Source organism: Commensalibacter sp. W6292M3, from assembly GCF_016101315.1.
Taxonomy (GTDB): Bacteria; Pseudomonadota; Alphaproteobacteria; order Acetobacterales; family Acetobacteraceae; genus Commensalibacter; species Commensalibacter melissae.
In genome coordinates, this window is record NZ_JACFQT010000001.1 from 47,192 (window position 1) to 63,822 (window position 16,631).

At 35.8% G+C, this 16,631-nt stretch carries 17 protein-coding genes; 8 read left to right on the forward strand and 9 right to left on the reverse strand.

Annotation, left to right across the window (positions count from 1 at the left end):
- Positions 1 to 132: 132 nt before the first annotated feature.
- Positions 133 to 543: a rhodanese-like domain-containing protein gene (locus H3T57_RS00220; protein WP_198192480.1), complete on the forward strand. Its 411-nt coding sequence runs from the start codon at positions 133 to 135 to the stop codon at positions 541 to 543.
- 7 nt (positions 544 to 550) lie between these two features.
- Here the strand turns inward: H3T57_RS00220 and H3T57_RS00225 are convergent, their stop codons facing one another.
- A complete protein-coding gene (locus tag H3T57_RS00225; RefSeq protein ID WP_155568467.1) occupies positions 551 to 1,447 on the reverse strand; it encodes a DUF2272 domain-containing protein in 897 nt (298 codons plus the stop codon).
- A 242-nt stretch (positions 1,448 to 1,689) separates the two neighbouring features.
- Between H3T57_RS00225 and panC the strand changes: the two genes are divergently transcribed.
- Positions 1,690 to 2,511 (forward strand): pantoate--beta-alanine ligase, encoded by an 822-nt coding sequence (gene panC, locus H3T57_RS00230; protein ID WP_198192481.1) that lies wholly within the window; start codon positions 1,690 to 1,692, stop codon positions 2,509 to 2,511.
- A gap of 46 nt (positions 2,512 to 2,557) precedes the next feature.
- Here panC and dksA read toward each other — a convergent pair whose 3' ends face one another.
- Positions 2,558 to 2,989, reverse strand: coding sequence for an RNA polymerase-binding protein DksA (dksA, locus tag H3T57_RS00235; RefSeq protein WP_110438542.1), 432 nt, complete (start codon positions 2,987 to 2,989; stop codon positions 2,558 to 2,560).
- A 411-nt stretch (positions 2,990 to 3,400) separates the two neighbouring features.
- On the opposite strand from dksA, the gene speD reads away from it, so the two are divergent.
- From speD to H3T57_RS00255, 4 genes are all read left to right on the forward strand, one after another.
- Positions 3,401 to 3,865, forward strand: a complete 465-nt coding sequence (speD, locus tag H3T57_RS00240) for an adenosylmethionine decarboxylase (RefSeq protein ID WP_110438541.1) — start codon at positions 3,401 to 3,403, stop codon at positions 3,863 to 3,865.
- Positions 3,866 to 3,957: 92 nt separating this feature from the next.
- Positions 3,958 to 4,818: a polyamine aminopropyltransferase gene (gene speE, locus H3T57_RS00245; RefSeq protein WP_198192482.1), complete on the forward strand. Its 861-nt coding sequence runs from the start codon at positions 3,958 to 3,960 to the stop codon at positions 4,816 to 4,818.
- Between the two features lie 164 nt (positions 4,819 to 4,982).
- Positions 4,983 to 5,135: a hypothetical protein gene (locus H3T57_RS00250; protein WP_155565898.1), complete on the forward strand. Its 153-nt coding sequence runs from the start codon at positions 4,983 to 4,985 to the stop codon at positions 5,133 to 5,135.
- Between the two features lie 22 nt (positions 5,136 to 5,157).
- Positions 5,158 to 5,736 (forward strand): histidine phosphatase family protein, encoded by a 579-nt coding sequence (locus H3T57_RS00255; protein ID WP_155565897.1) that lies wholly within the window; start codon positions 5,158 to 5,160, stop codon positions 5,734 to 5,736.
- Here H3T57_RS00255 and cobS read toward each other — a convergent pair.
- Genes cobS through H3T57_RS00270 form a run of 3 tightly spaced genes read right to left on the reverse strand, consistent with a single transcriptional unit; the run spans position 5,704 to position 8,809 of the window.
- On the reverse strand, positions 5,704 to 6,480 hold the full coding sequence (gene cobS, locus H3T57_RS00260; RefSeq protein ID WP_198192483.1) for an adenosylcobinamide-GDP ribazoletransferase: 777 nt from the start codon (positions 6,478 to 6,480) through the stop codon (positions 5,704 to 5,706). The genes H3T57_RS00255 and cobS overlap by 33 nt on opposite strands.
- On the reverse strand, positions 6,477 to 7,493 hold the full coding sequence (locus H3T57_RS00265) for a nicotinate-nucleotide--dimethylbenzimidazole phosphoribosyltransferase (protein WP_155565895.1): 1,017 nt from the start codon (positions 7,491 to 7,493) through the stop codon (positions 6,477 to 6,479). The genes cobS and H3T57_RS00265 overlap by 4 nt, the downstream gene beginning before the upstream one ends.
- Positions 7,490 to 8,809 carry a cobyrinate a,c-diamide synthase gene (locus H3T57_RS00270; RefSeq protein WP_232349692.1) on the reverse strand — a complete coding sequence of 440 codons (1,320 nt, stop codon included), beginning with the start codon at positions 8,807 to 8,809 and terminating at the stop codon, positions 7,490 to 7,492. Before H3T57_RS00270 ends, H3T57_RS00265 begins: the two co-directional genes overlap by 4 nt.
- 147 nt (positions 8,810 to 8,956) lie before the next feature.
- Here H3T57_RS00270 and H3T57_RS00275 point away from each other — a divergent pair, with 147 nt between their 5' ends.
- Together H3T57_RS00275 and H3T57_RS00280 are read left to right on the forward strand one after the other, a co-directional pair.
- A complete protein-coding gene (locus H3T57_RS00275) occupies positions 8,957 to 10,033 on the forward strand; it encodes a cobalt-precorrin-5B (C(1))-methyltransferase (RefSeq protein WP_198193445.1) in 1,077 nt (358 codons plus the stop codon).
- 126 nt (positions 10,034 to 10,159) lie between these two features.
- On the forward strand, positions 10,160 to 11,929 hold the full coding sequence (locus tag H3T57_RS00280; RefSeq protein ID WP_198192484.1) for a glycosyltransferase family 2 protein: 1,770 nt from the start codon (positions 10,160 to 10,162) through the stop codon (positions 11,927 to 11,929).
- Positions 11,930 to 11,965: 36 nt separating this feature from the next.
- On the opposite strand, the gene H3T57_RS00285 is transcribed toward H3T57_RS00280, so the two are convergent.
- The 4 genes from H3T57_RS00285 to H3T57_RS00300 are packed head-to-tail and all read right to left on the reverse strand — an operon-like array spanning position 11,966 to position 16,612.
- Positions 11,966 to 12,691 (reverse strand): glycosyltransferase family 2 protein, encoded by a 726-nt coding sequence (locus H3T57_RS00285; protein ID WP_155572243.1) that lies wholly within the window; start codon positions 12,689 to 12,691, stop codon positions 11,966 to 11,968.
- Positions 12,691 to 14,313 (reverse strand): capsular biosynthesis protein, encoded by a 1,623-nt coding sequence (locus H3T57_RS00290; protein WP_198192485.1) that lies wholly within the window; start codon positions 14,311 to 14,313, stop codon positions 12,691 to 12,693. The genes H3T57_RS00285 and H3T57_RS00290 overlap by 1 nt, the downstream gene beginning before the upstream one ends.
- Positions 14,310 to 14,684, reverse strand: coding sequence for an HAD-IIIC family phosphatase (locus H3T57_RS00295; protein WP_122124011.1), 375 nt, complete (start codon positions 14,682 to 14,684; stop codon positions 14,310 to 14,312). Before H3T57_RS00295 ends, H3T57_RS00290 begins: the two co-directional genes overlap by 4 nt.
- A gap of 47 nt (positions 14,685 to 14,731) precedes the next feature.
- Entirely contained in the window at positions 14,732 to 16,612 is a 1,881-nt protein-coding gene (locus tag H3T57_RS00300) for a discoidin domain-containing protein (protein WP_198192487.1), read from the reverse strand.
- Between the last annotated feature and the right edge of the window lie 19 nt (positions 16,613 to 16,631).

Consider the following 16,631-nt stretch of genomic DNA (forward strand, 5'->3'; position numbering starts at 1 on the left):
ATCTGGTCAGAATAGATAACGTGATTAAAGGCAAATATTATTTATTAACAAAACTTTGAGTAATGATGTTTTTTCTTTTGGAAACCATTTTATAGTGAAAATCAATTAAATTAAAGTAAAGGATAGATTATCATGATACCAGAAATAAAGCCTAAAGAGGCTTGGGATTTGTTAAAAAAGGATGGGCAGGCTCTGTTAATTGATGTCAGAACGCCGAAGGAGTGGGAACAGGTCGGCTATCCAGAGTTATCATCTCTAGGCAAGGAAGTTATCAAGATTAGCCTACAAGACAGGATGGGAAATAGAAATGTGAATTTTATACGGGAGTTGAAAAAAACCGTAACGCAATTAGATCGGCCTTTATTATTCCTATGTCTTATGGGAGGACGAAGTCGAATCGCTGCAATCTTGGCAAAAGATGAAGGCTATAAAAATGTTTACAATATAAAAGAAGGTTTTGAAGGGCCAGCAAATGTCAATGGAGTAAGGGGGACAATTGCTGGTTGGCTAGCAGATAATTTACCTTTCACGAAAAAATCTTAAATAATTTTCACATATTTGTAGAAGGGCTTGCCTCTGCATCATATACGATTTCAATGACAATACACCAGGGATAACGATAGTCATAGCTTGCACCATTTGCATTGGATATCATGCCCTGAGTGTCAACAGGTACATGGGTCAATGCAACGGAATCATTTACGTTGCCGCCAATAATACTGATTTCCTTGCCAAAAGGTTGCATGTTCTGGTTTGTCATAACGACAATACCGCAATGTGCAGGAAATCCGTATGTTGTGGGAAGTGTATTAAAACGGATAGTGTTCCGGCTTTTACCTCTGGCGGTACAAATCATGTCACCCAGTTTTGGTGCATAAGTGGCTGGATCATGCCCCCTTAAGACAGGAGATGTTCCAGAAGCGGCTGCATTAATATAGGTTGAATGATTGGGTGAATAGGGGAAACGGTCATTTGCACCTGCAATTCTCATGATATAAGAGATAAAAGCCGCGGACCAGGCATAATTTCCATCGTTGATAAAGTTGAAAACGGTTCCATTACTATTATGTTTTCCAGTATAACTTCCTTCTTTCATGCCGGGATCCATACCGATCCACCAATATTCACCCACCCGTTGCCATAAACCGGATGAACGTTCAGCCTTTACATCCGGACTTGTTGGTTCAGGACGCTGAAGGGGATCTTCATCGGCAATGGGTTGGTTAAATACGCGCCATTCGCGTAAGGTTAACGCTACTACTTCCTGGCGGGAAAAAGGTTCATAATTTCTAACTGCAAAATCTGGAACACGGTCATTATAATAATATCCGACCGGTTTTTGCGATGATGCTGTTTGTTGAGTTGGTGTTATACGGGGGTTATTTGGTGGTCCACCACAGGCGACAAGAAACGTAAGGAAAAAAACCGAGATAATTTTACGGATCATTTTAATAAATCATCTTGAATGTTAAAAAGATTAAGAAATGAATATATTATCTCTGATAATTAGTCTTTTTGAAATGATTTTTCTTTCGTAAATAATGTTATTCAAAACAAACTGTGGCTTTAAAACATCTTCATTTTACGATAAGGAAAGGAATCGTTGTTATCCTGACTAAACTGTCATGAATTTTAAAATTATTATTAAAAAACGTATTACATAAATATACTAGGGAAATAGGGGAAGATATGATTATTACCCATGATTTGAACGAGTTTTTAAGGGAGAGAGGGCATTTGGACATGATTGATGTATCCTTTGTTCCAACGATGGGAGCTTTACATGAGGGTCATCTTGCTTTGGTAAAGAAAGCCAAGAAAATAGCCAAACATTGCATTGTAAGTGTTTTTGTCAATCCTTTACAATTTGATCAGAAAGAGGATTTTCTTCGATATCCTAAACTTGAAAAAGAGGATGTTCATTTGCTTGAACAAAATCAGGTCGATATAGTGTGGTTTCCAAAAGTCGAGGATATCTATCCAAAAGGTTTTGACACGCGTATTGAGATAGGTGGACCAGCTTTACAATGGGAAGGTGCATTGCGTAAAGGTCATTTTTCAGGCGTTGCAACCGTTGTTTATCGATTGTTTTCTTTAGTCAGACCTAAATTTGCCTGCTTTGGGGAAAAGGATTGGCAACAAATTCAGGTGATTCACAGAATGGTAAAGGATTTGCTTTTACCTGTTATTTTGGTGAATGTGCCAATCGTGCGTGAAAAAGATGGTCTTGCAAAATCATCCAGGAATCGTTTTCTTACAAGTGAAGAGCGTTCGCGAGCACCGTTTTTGTATAAAATATTACAAGAGGCTTATCTAAAGTTAAAAAGTGGAGGTAATATTTCACTTATTTTATCAAACGCAATAGAGGCATTGGAAAAAAAAGAGTTTAAAGTGGATTATTTTTGTGCGGTTGATGGAAATTCTCTACAGAAAATAACCAAGTGGAATGATAATGCACGTCTTATTGCAGCGGTAAAACTGGGAAGTGTACGATTATTGGATAATATATGAAATTTATTTTCCATTTATTTAATTGAAATGGAAAATAAGTCATGGTTTAGTCAATTGGTTGGTCATCTCGATAAACGCGTTCCTTTCTCTCATGCTGTTCTTGAGCTTCAATGGAAAGAGTGGCGATGGGGCGGGCCTCTAGCCGCTTCAAACTGATGGGTTCTCCTGTTACCTCACAATAGCCATAAGAACCATCTTCAATTTTCTGAAGTGCGTTATTGATTTTTGCAAGCAGTTTTCTGGCCCGGTCATGAGTACGCAGCTCAATTGCGCGGTCTGTTTCAGAACTGGCCCGGTCATTGAGATCAATATCAACATTTTTGTCTTCTGAGAGATGATTAAGGGCCTCAGTTGAATTTTGCAAAAGAGAATCCCGCCAATCTTCCAATTTCTTTTTAAAATATGCAAGCTGACGAGGATTCATGAATTCCTCATCTTCAGAAGGGCGATAGTTTTTATCAAGCGGTAACGTATTCATTATGCACCTGCTATAGATATGGAATAATAAAGTAGCCTAAATTACTTTTATTAGAGCTTTATAATAGCGAGTAACTATTTCGCCAAGTAAAAAAAATAAATTTTAAAAAATAGTGGGTAAATTAATAAAAACAAGATTTTGGGTCTAAAAATGTAAAAAAAATATTTTTTTGAAAAAATATAAAAAAAAACTTGAGATTCGTTAGTGAAGGGGTCATATACTAACCTAAATATAACGGTGGTCGTTATTTCGCGGAATATATGATATATTATTGATTAGGACAAATTCTGTTTGATTACTAGAACAGGGTTCGTTTCTGATTGAAGTTTATGTATGTTCTAGTTTCACTTTATTCTTTGGCCCAAGGGGGCATATTGCCCAACAGGCCGTCTACTGGTTTAGGGGTACGTGATGAACGGACTTGCTCAACTGGGGATGGTCTCGGAAACTCCGAGAAATAACCAGGTTTCAATTGATTTTTCAGAAAATATGGAAGATCGTAAAGATTATTTTATTGTTAAAGATGGTATGCGTTTTGCAGGAACGCATCTTCTTGTTGATTTGTGGGATGCAACCAATCTGGATAATCCAGAAGAGATTGATCGCATCTTGTGTGAAGCTGCTGTTGTAGCTGGGGCCACGATATTACACAGTCATTTTCATCATTTTTCACCGAATGGTGGGGTTTCTGGTGTTGTTGTTTTGGCGGAAAGCCATATTTCCATTCATACCTGGCCAGAACGGAATTTTGCTGCTCTGGACATTTTCATGTGTGGTTCTTGTGATCCGTATCTTGCCATTCCTGTTTTACAACATTTCTTTAAACCTGAAAGAATTGTACTGGACGAACAGAGGCGTGGGAAAGAAAATTTATAGAAAAACGGTATTTCTATAGCAGTAACAAACACTGGACAAAAGAATATTGTCCAGTTTTTTTTGTCATTCAATAAAGGTGAAAGCAGAATTTAATGTCTTTTAAATGGGTTGATGAAACGTTGTATCCGGCCTGGAAACAGAGCTTCCGTGCTGATAGGGAAATCGTGCATAAAAAATCTTTATTTCAGGATATACGCATTATTGAAAATGAAGAATATGGCAAGGTTTTATTCCTGGATGGCGTGACCCAGATTACTGAAAAAGATGAATTTGTATATCAGGAAATGCTTGTTCATGTTCCCTTGTTGACACATGGCAATGCAAAGCGTGTTCTGATTATTGGTGCTGGAGATGGTGGGGTTTTACGTCGGGTTTTACAGCATCAAACAGTTGAAAAGGCGGTTATGGTGGAGATTGATGGGGATGTTGTCGCTCTGTCCAAGGAATTTCTGCCTGAAATTTCAAAAGATTGCTGGAATGATCGACGTGCGGAAGTGATTATTGGGGATGGTATCCAGTATGTTGCCGATGCGCCAAAGGAAAGTTTTGATGTTATAATTGTGGATAGCACTGATCCAATTGGTGTTGGTGAAGTTTTATTTACGGATGATTTTTATCGAAATGCAGCCAGAATTTTAACTGGAGACGGCCTGATTGTGAATCAATGTGGTGTTCCGTTTATGCAAGCCGAGGAATTGCGGGAAACCAGTTTGCGTCGTAAAAAATTCTTTTCATATGTATCGGCTTATGTCGCTGCGGTTCCAACCTATGTGGGTGGATTTATGACGTTAGGGATTGCAGGAAAAAAAGAAAATCAAACCAATCAAACAGTTGATATAATTAAGCAACGAGCAAAGGTGGCAAAACTTGAAGGATTGACACGGTACTGGTCTCCAGATGTTCATATGGCATCTTTTTGTCTCCCGCCATATATTAAGGAAAATTTACCGTAATAACAATGTGGTTTGAAAATTAAGAATTCTATTTCATGTAAAAAAAACGTATAGTTTACAAACGGTCGGATTTTATGACAATCTGGATTATAGTTTAAAGAATAGAATAAATTAATTTTTTTATAAAATTTTCTGATAGCAGGTTGGTAAGAAAGGAAAAGAATATGGCGGCGGCAATTATTTTCTTATCAACCTGTATTGTTTTACTGGTAATGTATTCCATAATCTGTGCGTTATGGGATGTGATATTGGGGCGTTGGAGCAGAGAAGAACAGAAAAAAAATTTTCAACAGGATCTTAATGATTTTGATGAATGAAAGGACAGGTTGATTCATTATTATGAGCATAAATGATCATTTCCAGATTGGTTTAATGCGTCATCCACCTGTTCAGGTTCCTGCTGGCATGTGTTACGGGCATTCAGATATACCTTTACGAAATGGATGGGAACAATATGTTTCGATTCCAGAAGGGTTTGCAATTGATCAGATTTATACCTCCCCTTTGTCACGTTGTCTCAAGTTGGCCCGTGCCATTGCATTGCAATATCAGATCCCATATCAGGAAGATAGGCGCTTGATCGAATTGAATTTCGGTTTATGGGAAGGAAAAAAATGGGATGAAATTCCTAAGGAATTCATTGATGCATGGGCAGAAAATCCTTGGGATTGGCAGATTCCGGAAGGAGAAACAGGTCGGTTACTTCTTGCTAGGGTTATTGAAATTTGGCATGAAATTAAAAAAAAGGGTCAAAATATTTTGATTGTCTCACATGGTGGCCCTTTACGGCTTTTAAGGCAGATTGCGTTAGAAAAATCAATTGAACTGTTAGGTCCATTACCAGATTTTGGTCGAATTGAATTATTTACCTTTTCAAAACATTATTTAGATAAACAACAAATTGCTTGTAACGAGTAAAGCGGTTGTGGATAATACCTGAACAGCGCCCAGGCAATCTCCGTTATATCCTTTAATATGGTTGTTGATAATCAAGCTGAATAAAAAACCGGTTATAAAGGAAACCAAAAGATACAAGATTGTAAATTTCCAGTTTAAGAGATAGAGACATATGCTTATCGTTACGGTGAAATGAATGAAACTGGGAATAAATGGAATATGATCAAGCTGACTGGCCATACTTTTTGATTGAACAGGGGAAAGGATAAAAACGGGGATCAACATGGATGATCTGGATAAAACCGCAATGGCTGTTAAAAGCGGAATAATTTTCTGATGAAGTGTCATTAAAGAGATCACAGAGGTGATTTGTATTCCGAGTACAATTAATAATGTTAGAACCCCGTATGTGCCTAAACGGCTATCTTTCATAATGGTCAATTTTTGATCAATATTATGTCCGCCACCAAATCCATCTGCACAATCTGCCAATCCATCCTCGTGTAAACAGCCGGTTAGCAATAGATGAAATCCTAATGCTGAAAAGGCGATAATTGACGAAGATAGAATGGTGAAAGAAAGGGTATAAATAAAACATCCTTCAAGCCCACCGATAAAAGCGGAAATAAATGGCCAAATCCATATGGATCTGGTAAATGAAAAGAAATGAAAATCATTATAAATATAATGAATTGGCAATCGTGAAAAAAAGGAAAGACTACTGAAAAAATCAGTTATGACTTTCCTTATGAAAAGAAAAATCATTTAGGATACGGTAATCCGGCCTCATCATAGGTGGACATACCTCTATAACAGGCTAGGGCACCTTGAAGAATTGGAATGGTTATTGCGCATCCGCTGCCTTCTCCCAATCGCATATTAAAGGCTATCAAAGGATATTGGTTCAGGTTTCCGGCCAATAACAAATGCCCTTTTTCTGCAGAAAGATGGCTGATTTTTGCATGATCAAGACCTGACGGGTTTAGCTTTTGCAATGCTGCTACAGCGCTGGTGCAAACAAAACCATCTAATAATACCGGAATATTGAGATAACGAGCAGCCAAAGTGGCCCCCAACAAAGCCGCTTCTTCATATCCACCAAAGTGGCGGCAAATTTCAAGTGGGTCATCGAGAATATCCTGATGTTTGGCTAGAGCCTCATCAACAACACGTTGTTTGTTCTGGATATATTCAGGCGATTGACTTGTGCCTTTGCTGACCCATTGGGCACCATTTCCACCAAACAGGGCGGCACTCAAAGCGGCAGCTATTGTTGTATTGCCAATTCCAACTTCCCCTAAACAAAGCAGATTGATATTGGGTGTTACGGCATTATATCCCGTCTCGACCGCCTTAAGGAAATCATGTTCTGACATGGCCGCTTCATGACAGAAGTTTTTGGTTTTCTCAAAATGATTTAGAGGGATAATACGCAGTTCTGCTCCCGCAGTTTTTGCCAGCTGGTTAATGGCTGCATGTCCCTGTTCGATCTGGGTGACCATCAATTCTGTAACGACAGCATTGTAGGGTGTGACACTTTCGTCGGTAATGCCATGGTTTCCAGCAAAAATCATGATACATACCTTATCGAGGCTGGGCATTTCTTTTTTTTGCCAGGATGCTAGCCATGCAACCAGATTTTCAAGCTCTCCTAAACTACCAGGAGGTTTTAAAAGGTTATTCTGGCGGGTAAAAGTGGCCTGTTCAGCTTTTTTATCCTTTTCGGGCAGTACAAGGCACAATTTTCTTAATTCGGTAATAGACTTAAAGTGTTTCATGATTTTAATGCAATACTATGGAAAAAACAGCCTGTAACTTTATTACGTCTTCCACCTTCCGGACCAAGATAATTGTCTGTTCCATCGCTCAGTAAGGCATATGGTTGGTCAGATCCTGGATCTGAAAGGGTTGCGTAATGAAATTCATGACCATATATTGTAAGATCCCCGTTTTGGTTAGGTAACCTCGCTATACGATATCCTAAATGAATTTTAGGTTTTGCATAACTGCAGCTATGGCTGAGCAGCCCACTCATTCTATGTGCTTGCCCGTTTTTGTCAATGAGGCTTTTCCCCATAACCATATATCCCCCGCATTCACCATGCACAGTTTTAGTTTGGGCAAAGTTTTGTAAACCCTGTAAAAACTGATTGGCATTAGCAATTTTTTCAGCATATAGCTCTGGATATCCTCCTGGTAGCCAGCAACTATCACATTTTTCTGATGGTGCCTCATCTTGCAGTGGAGAAAAAAAATGGATGGATGCTCCCTGCCGATGCCATCCATCAAGAATATGGGGATAAATGAAACTGAAAGCGAGATCTCTTGCGATTGCTATTCTTTGACCAAGGGGTGGTAGGGCAATAATTGAATTATCTGATGGGATGGAAAGCTGAGGAATATATGACAATAATTTATCCAGATCTATATTTTCTTCAATAAAATCAGCCAGAAAATCAAGGTGATTATCCAGATCCTCATGTTCTTCGGCTTGAATTAATCCCAGATGCCTTGTCGGTAAATAAAGTTTTGAATTACGGGGAACACTGCCCAATATCGGAATATTAATCCGGTCAAAGGCAGCTTTGGTATTTTGATAATGACGGGGGGATGCCACATTATTTAAAATTACACCGAGAATCTTGAATTTCGGGTTTATATTGGCGAAACCATAGGCAATAGCAGCGGCCGATTGCGCCTGACCAGTAATATCCAGAACCAATATGATTGGAATGTTGTAGCGTATTGCCAGATCGGCTCCACATCCTCTTTTGCCTTCTTCATTTTCGATGCCGTCCAAAAACCCCATTGAGGATTCAATGATGAATAATTCTGCACTTTTTGTTGAGGCATTAAATAAATGGTCAAGTAAAGGAAAAGGCATGGCCCAGCTATCTAAATTAAAGGATGTGTCTTGCGTCGCGATGGCGTGAAAGGCGGGATCGATATAATCTGGTCCTGATTTTGCCGCACGAACATGTATGTTTTTACGGCGTAAAGCAGTTAATAATCCTAGGGTGATGGTTGTTTTTCCACTTGCCGATTTGGGAGCGGCGATCATAAATGCTTTGATAGAATGCGGTTGATTGTTCATATAAATATTTGAACTTGAATGAAAAAAAGTTTATTGATGATTGAAATAACCTGTAAAATACAAGCCATTTGAAGAATAGCAATCATAGATCAATTTTCCCTGATTTAGAATTAAATTAAAAAAATTACTATTTCGTGAAAAGGAGGAATATTGGAACATGTCAAAAAATTAAAATATGGTTGGACAACGGGGGCTTGTGCGACAGCAGCTGCAAAAGCGGCTTATTTGGCTTTAAAACGTGGTTTTTTTTCGGATCGTGTTACAATTACTCTTCCACAGGGGAAAAGAGTTTCATTTAGGATTTTTAATCACAAAATTCTGGATCGGCACTGTGCAATTGCCTCGGTTATCAAAGATGCGGGGGATGATCCTGATGTTACCCACGGAGCGGAAATCCGTGTAAGAATAACAATCTTGTCCATTGATCGTGGAATTGTTTTCAAGGCAGGAAAAGGTGTGGGGACAATTACTAAACCGGGATTACAATTGCCTGTTGGTCAGCCTGCAATCAATCCAGTACCTCGTCAAATGATCCGGTATGCATTGAACGAGGTATTTTCTTCCCCTGATGTAGAGGTGGAAATAAGCGTTGTTAATGGAGAGGAGCTTGCAAAAAAAACGATGAATCCAAAATTGGGTATTATGGGTGGATTATCGATTTTAGGAACAACAGGCATTGTTGTACCGTTTTCTTGCGCAGCATGGATCGCGAGTATTCATCGCGGGATAGATGTGGCACGGGCTGCAAATTTGACGCATCTGATTGCCTCTGTCGGGAATGTATCTGAAGAAACGGCCAAAAAAATCTATACACTGCCCGAATCAGCCTTTATTGAAATGGGTGATTTTGTCGGGGGAGTTCTGAAATATCTAAAAACACATCCAGTTCAATGGCTAACCTTGGCAGGAGGCGTTGCCAAATTTACAAAATTGGCACAAGGTCATCTGGATCTTCATTCTGGTCGTTCGCAGGTAGATTTTGCACAATTGGCAGAATGGGTTGCGGAATTGGGGGGGGAGGATAGTTTTGTTGAGAAGGTCAGGCTGGCTAATACTGCCCTGGAGGTTTTCAGGAACTGTCATGTAAAACGGTTGCCCCTAGCTGATTTTATTGCAGAAAAGGCACTGGCAGTTGTAAAAGAAACACTTGATCCCGTGATTTTTAAAATCGAAATTCTGATGATTGATCGTAAGGGTAATTGTCTTGGGAGGGCATTTGCATAATGTATTAATAATATCAAATATTGGATTTCTGATTAATTATTAGATTATCATATTTTATTAGAAAATATTGCTAAAATAAGGTAAGTGTTTAGATCAATCATTAGATGAAAGCGGGTCCGATATTATATGCATGTTCTTCAAAATCTGCTTTTTAATAATCATTTATCAGATATTTCAGAAAAATTATATTTTGATATTCAAAAAGGCGGTATACAACCGTTATCGGAAAATGATGGAATTATTCTTGAAAAAAATAGCAGAATTTCTTTTGGAACATATTTCAATTATTTTTCCTTAAATACATGGCGTAAATATTGCCAACTCAAAGATCTTCATTTTCAGTTACAGGGAAAAGGTGAATTTGTATTGAGGTTCTGGTTGACAGACAAAAATTACCAGTCTTCTTCATCAAAGCGTGTTATTGAAAAACAAGTTTATTTAAATAAAGATCAAAATTGTTTTTGCATTGATTGCTCATTTTTATTGAAAAAACAAGGCATTCTTCATTTTACAATAGATACAAAGGGCGAATGTTTCATACAGGGTGGTTCTTTTTGCACCAAAACAGATCCTGTTAACTATATAAAATTAGGAATAGTTATTACGCACTATAATCGTAAAAAATATCTGATCCCTGCCATTCGGCGGATAGAAACGCAGCTTTTATCTAATGAATCTTTTAAAAACAACATTGATCTTATTATTGTAGATAATTCTCGAGATGTTTCTTCAGAAGAGGCAGGGGAGGCGATTGTTATTTCTAATCTCAATTATGGAGGATCCGGGGGATTTACACGCGGATTACTGTATTTGAAAGATCGTCATTATACACATTGTCTTTTTATGGATGATGATGCCAGTTGTGAAATTGAATCTATAATCAAGACTTTCAGATTATTGCAATATTCAGTCGTGGAGCGATTGGCAATAGCTGGAACCATGTTATATGAAAAAGAATCGACAATCATTCATGAGAAGGGTGCCCAGTATAAGCCCTTAAGCTTGATACAGCTATATTGTGGTCTTGATATATCGAAATTTGAAACTATTATAGCGACTGATTTAGATAAAAAGAAAATTGAATATGGTGCCTGGTGGCATTTTGCCTTTAAGATTGAAGATGTAAATTATTTTCCATTTCCTTTTTTTGTTAAGGGAGATGATATGCTTTTCGGATTAATGAATCATTTCAATATCATTACTGTGAATGGCATATGTGTTTTTGGAGAGGATTTTCGTTACAAGGATGGCCCCTTACCCCGATATTTAAGCGTAAGGGCCAATTTTGCTTTGGCTTTGATATATTCAGATTGTTCATTATGGATTTATGTCTGGCGTTATATACGTTGGATATTTATTTCCATTTTAACCTATCGTTATGCTTCTGCCCGAGCTACTAGCATTGCTTTGCAACATGTTATGCGAGGTCCAGAATTCTGGACACGCTATTTATCCTTAACAGATATATATCCTGCCATTTCGAATGTATTGTCGGAAGAGAAAATGGATGATGTTGATATAGATCAACTAAAACCAAGTATCAGGCAAGTTCGTTTTCCCATATTGAAAAAAATCATTATTATTATGACCTTCAATGGTTTTTTTCTTCCTGATTTTTTTATTAGAGACAGACTTATTCTGAGTAAAAAGGAAATAAAACATTTTCCATATGAAATATTTCTAGAGAGGGATATATTATATTATTCAAGTGAATACAACAAAGGTTATGTAGCGATATATAATAAAAAAAAATTTTTTTCCGAATTGTTTTTAGGTTTGAAATTGATGATTCAATTTGTTGTTAGATTCAAAAAATTAAAAAGAGAATATAGACAAGTGGTTCCAAAAATCATGACAGAAAAATTTTGGAGAAAGGTTTATCAATTCAAGAGATGATTGGTTAACTGGACATAGTCCAGTTTTATATCAAAGCTAAGAGTTTTTGCATAAAGCTTCATATTCCGCGGGAATCCCACAGAATGTTATGCAATCTTTATTAACAAGTTTATAGTGAATTTTTTTATTATTTTGAATTAAATAATTATATAAGGGCGCTATATATAATTCGGATGTAGAAGGCGTTTTTCTTTCTTGTTGAAGAGCATATAGGAAATCTCCAGATTTCTTGAAGTGATAAAGACCGTTACAACATAAATCGGATATTGGTTTTTTTTCTGCGGTTCTTAGAGCGATAGGCTCTTGACTTTCAGAATCTGGTTCCACGTAAGACCAGTTTTCACCATCACCCTTAAATACTTCTAGATATCCGTCAGAACGTTTAAACCATTCTTGTTTGGGAAAATGAAAATCCCTTCTAAAGGTATCAATATTGAATATTGTCAGCGCCATGTTATTTTCAAGACCGGCTTTGTGAATTCCATATTCTACAGTTTCTGCCTGTCCAGCGGTAGGATGATCTAGAATGACTATATTTGCTTTTTTGATACCAAGCTTGTCAATTTCAGTTTGTATAAAATTTTCCGTATTCATAATTGAACGGGCAATGAACAGAAATGGAGTATCTTGGAAATATGCTTTAAAACTTTCAACTGAATGGGCAAAAACTGTTTTTCCATTTAAAGGCAACATGTATTTAGGTTGCGTATATCCAGCTTTTGAAAAACGGCTGGACAGTCCCGCCATTGGAATAACTATCATTAATCTTTTCTTTCAAATATCGAATATAAACGTAAGGCATTTGCAATAAATGCTTTTTGTCGATCAGGGCGATCAGCATGTAAAGGTAACATCGATAAAAATAATGCTATGGTCATAGCTTGGATTTCTTTGCTTGAAACCGTAATATTTGCAATATTTATTTTATTAAAATATGTCTGTAGCCATTTATGGGAAGATGATAAATCAAATGTTAGTTCGAAATCGTATTGATTATTGTTAATAAGATTATAGCGTCCTGTTATGATAAAGTCATATAACCCGTTAATTGAATGGGATAGTTTGGCCATATCATAACGTAAATCACCATAATTTTCCTTTATATGGGGAAATACATATCCTCTTGGATCAATCACTGTAATACGACGATTGCGTGAATTATATAAAATGTTACTAAAACAAAAATCGCCATGCATGATTGTACATAATTCTTCAGGATTTTTTGTAATAAAATCTGACAAATTATTTGCAATAGTTAATAATGATGGATATTTATTACCATTGAAAACGAGGTCATGCATGATATTAAAACCTGTTTGATTTGAAAAGAGTTTCAAACGTTCAAAGGTTTTGTTACCTATTAAATGTGCAGTGTAATCGTCCCGCTTTTTTTTACCTTTTTGTTTTGCGCATAAATTCAGGAAATCAGTACAAGAGGCCAGAATTTTGTTCCATGTAGCTTTTCCAATATCTGAAAATACGAATAATTCAGCTAGCGTTGGTGTGTATTGATATTCAGTGGAATAGAATGTTTTGTCATTATCTTGTCCGTATTCGAAAAGACGAGCGGTGAAGGGTTTTAGATTTGGTGGAGCTGATTCCAACCACTCTGCTTCAGCAAGCATCTTAAAAGAATCAGAAGAAATTTTTTTAACTGTATTTGAGGTAATTTGGAGTGAATTAAAGGCTCTTGCAGTTGTAACCAAACGTCTTGATTGAAAATAAGTCTGAATATGTCCAAAGTCATACCAGTTTTTAATAGCTTTTATTTTTAAGGGCTGATGTTTGTTATATAAGTTTATTCCCTCAATAAAATTTCCACGTGCTTGACATAAGGACTTGATCAGTTCATTCCCCTTTGAGAAAGAAAAATAGCCACAAGCTACTGGACGGTAATTATTTTCATCTTTGGTTGATTTGATGGTTTCAAGATTTTTAATATATTTATCATCAGCTTGATTGATTACTGCCCAAGAATAATCGTCACCATCAGGATAACTTGCAATAATATCCATTTCTTGAGGAATATCATCAAGAATTGTATCACCGTGTAAAATACGTATGTTTGAATTGTATGCATTGATGACATTAATCGTATATACTAGAGAATTTCCTAGAGACATGTCATCCGGGACAGAAACGATTACTACACCTTTTTCTTTTAAAGTATGTTGATCATAGGGAGTAACAATAAAGCTATCAGGCAAAGTCAGGTAGATTGGTGAATTTTCAATTAAGTTTTTTCTAAAATTTTTAACCTGTATTTCAAATAATCTTCCCGTTCCCAAAGGTAGAAAGGAAGGGGGAATTAAACCAAATTCGGCTGCCAGTTCTTGATTCACATATGCGGCAGAAGTGATAATATTTACGCAAGATGAAGTCATTTTTTTGTTTCAATTAATTTTGTAATTTCATCGAAAGACATTGAAATGAATTCAGACGGTCGTATGGCACGATCATCAATATAAAATCCCTCTTTTCCACACCATGGTTTTCCTACATAAATTTCATCATATGGAATTTCATGTTTTTTTAACCATTCAATGATAATTGGTAAAGTATTGGCATTAATCTTTCCAATATCACCGTTATAAGTATACATATTTCTGGCTGTTTGAATAATAATTTCAAATCCTTGTTTCTTGTATTCCCTTAATTTTTGAATAACTGGTAGATTCGGGAGTTTGTCAGCATAAGAAACACCCGAAGTATTAATTGTTAAGGTATCATCAAGGTCGAAAACCAAACGTTTCATATAAATATTCAATTCATTATTAATATGTATAAAATTATATATAAATGTTAAAAAATTGACATTTCAACTTCAATTAAATTGTTTGAAATAATTGGGGTGCCAATACATTGGCAATTAAGAAAATAGTAATCTATTTTATTTTCATTTTCTTCCTTTAAATCCCAATTTCTTACAAAATAATTATGAGGCCCTTCAATATTTGTATGTTCTACAAAACGTTCAAATAATTTTTGATAATGATGATAGTTATTCATCTTATTTTTATCGATTGAGATTTTTATTGATTTATTTTTTTGCTGTGATGATAAATACAAATATCCCTCCAATTCGGAAATATTAGAAACCAAAGTTTTTTTCTGGGCATCAAAGGAGAGACAAAAATAGCGTAAAATATTACAGGTATTTTTTTTTTCGATGAGAAAAAGGGATAAATCAACAAGGTGATTTGTATTTTCAAAAAATAAGTGTGCAGGACCTGTTTCTGGATCTTCTGAATCTGTGAAGGACTGACCTATATCTAAATAAAATCTTTGTCGTTCCACTGGATAATTATTATAATTCCAGTGAAAATCTAAAGCCGAATTTTTTTTATCCAGTTTCCATTTTTCAGTCAGTGGCAATGTCTGTATTCTGGATTTAATGGCTTGCAAAAAATCATTAAGGATGATTGAAGCTTGTAATTTGTTAGGCAATCTTTCTTTTTTTTCTAGTCCAATTAATTGTCTTCCCCATGATGTACAAACAGCCAAGGTTGTTGATGCATAACAATCTCTCGGAAACCATTTAATGGATGAAATATGATCTGGTAATTGTGATCCTATAGATAAAATTTCCTTGATTTCTATTAAATAGTTAGGTTTTGTCCATAACATAAAACAGATATGAGTATAATATCCAGAGCCGAACTGGTTGAAAATGGAAATAGGAATGACTTCTTCAAGTGCAACGAAAAAATGAGAGGATAAAAAAGGTGCCAAGTTTTTTATCTCTTCAACTTTTTCAAGAATTAAAAACCAATCCTTTTTATGGGCAAATAATCCTTCGATTTGGGTTGCTGAAATACGGGTAAGTCCGATTTCATTAATGATATGTTCTTTTAATTGGGGAAGAGATTTATAGTGATGCCACATCCAAGTTCCATGATTAGTAGTGATTTCAGCGTCAAGATCAACATCATAATCGTAAGATCTTTGTGAGGCAATTGGAGTTAAAGCTTTTTGATTCAATTGATTTAGTATGGAGGATATTGTAAGGTGCCTTACAAAAAGACTATTTGAAGCCATTGTACAAAAGTAGTCAAAAACAAGATTATTTTTTGCGTAATCCAACGTTTCAAGATGTCCTAATAATAGAGTATTTCCCCATTTGTGTCTTTTAAACCCTCCATTAATGATGATAATACGGTCACTAATTGTTAAAGCAGCCTTAGGAATGGGTCTATTATGTGGAAAATTTAATATTAAAATAACATTTTCTGGTGTAAAAAAAAGAAAGTTATTAATATATAACATTAAATAATCATCAGATTCATTGAATAATGTACTAATAACTATCCTGCTATTAGCTGCCTCTTTTTTTGTTTTTTCTATAAAAGAGGAGATATTTATTATTTCTTCATTATTGTCGATGTGGTTATTGTCCAGTGTTATTTCCAATTTATCTAAATTGCCTTTAGAATTTAATTGAAATTTAATATACTGTGCTTGAACCTTTTTACTTAAATGAATATCAAATTCGGTTGGATTATCCCAATGATGACTGGGTTGTGTATAATAACATACCCAATCCTGGTTATTGTTAGATAAGAATATTGAAAATAAAGGTATACTGATATCATTGTTATTAAAGTTTTTGATATGAAGTGTATCAATTGTATTTTCTTTTCCTAAGTCAAAAACTTTAGAAGGAAACCATATTTTTTGCATCATTATTTTTAATGTCTTTAAT

What these genes read in the sequence shown, in the direction of transcription:
- H3T57_RS00220 (WP_198192480.1), top strand. Translation starts at nt 133, where the DNA reads ATGATACCAGAAATAAAGCCTAAAGAGGCTTGGGATTTGTTAAAAAAG.
- H3T57_RS00225 (WP_155568467.1), bottom strand. Translation starts at nt 1,447, where the DNA reads ATGATCCGTAAAATTATCTCGGTTTTTTTCCTTACGTTTCTTGTCGCC.
- panC (WP_198192481.1), top strand. Translation starts at nt 1,690, where the DNA reads ATGATTATTACCCATGATTTGAACGAGTTTTTAAGGGAGAGAGGGCAT.
- dksA (WP_110438542.1), bottom strand. Translation starts at nt 2,989, where the DNA reads ATGAATACGTTACCGCTTGATAAAAACTATCGCCCTTCTGAAGATGAG.
- speD (WP_110438541.1), top strand. Translation starts at nt 3,401, where the DNA reads ATGAACGGACTTGCTCAACTGGGGATGGTCTCGGAAACTCCGAGAAAT.
- speE (WP_198192482.1), top strand. Translation starts at nt 3,958, where the DNA reads ATGTCTTTTAAATGGGTTGATGAAACGTTGTATCCGGCCTGGAAACAG.
- H3T57_RS00250 (WP_155565898.1), top strand. Translation starts at nt 4,983, where the DNA reads ATGGCGGCGGCAATTATTTTCTTATCAACCTGTATTGTTTTACTGGTA.
- H3T57_RS00255 (WP_155565897.1), top strand. Translation starts at nt 5,158, where the DNA reads ATGAGCATAAATGATCATTTCCAGATTGGTTTAATGCGTCATCCACCT.
- cobS (WP_198192483.1), bottom strand. Translation starts at nt 6,480, where the DNA reads ATGATTTTTCTTTTCATAAGGAAAGTCATAACTGATTTTTTCAGTAGT.
- H3T57_RS00265 (WP_155565895.1), bottom strand. Translation starts at nt 7,493, where the DNA reads ATGAAACACTTTAAGTCTATTACCGAATTAAGAAAATTGTGCCTTGTA.
- H3T57_RS00270 (WP_232349692.1), bottom strand. Translation starts at nt 8,809, where the DNA reads ATGAACAATCAACCGCATTCTATCAAAGCATTTATGATCGCCGCTCCC.
- H3T57_RS00280 (WP_198192484.1), top strand. Translation starts at nt 10,160, where the DNA reads ATGCATGTTCTTCAAAATCTGCTTTTTAATAATCATTTATCAGATATT.
- H3T57_RS00285 (WP_155572243.1), bottom strand. Translation starts at nt 12,691, where the DNA reads ATGATAGTTATTCCAATGGCGGGACTGTCCAGCCGTTTTTCAAAAGCT.
- H3T57_RS00290 (WP_198192485.1), bottom strand. Translation starts at nt 14,313, where the DNA reads ATGACTTCATCTTGCGTAAATATTATCACTTCTGCCGCATATGTGAAT.
- H3T57_RS00295 (WP_122124011.1), bottom strand. Translation starts at nt 14,684, where the DNA reads ATGAAACGTTTGGTTTTCGACCTTGATGATACCTTAACAATTAATACT.
- H3T57_RS00300 (WP_198192487.1), bottom strand. Translation starts at nt 16,612, where the DNA reads ATGATGCAAAAAATATGGTTTCCTTCTAAAGTTTTTGACTTAGGAAAA.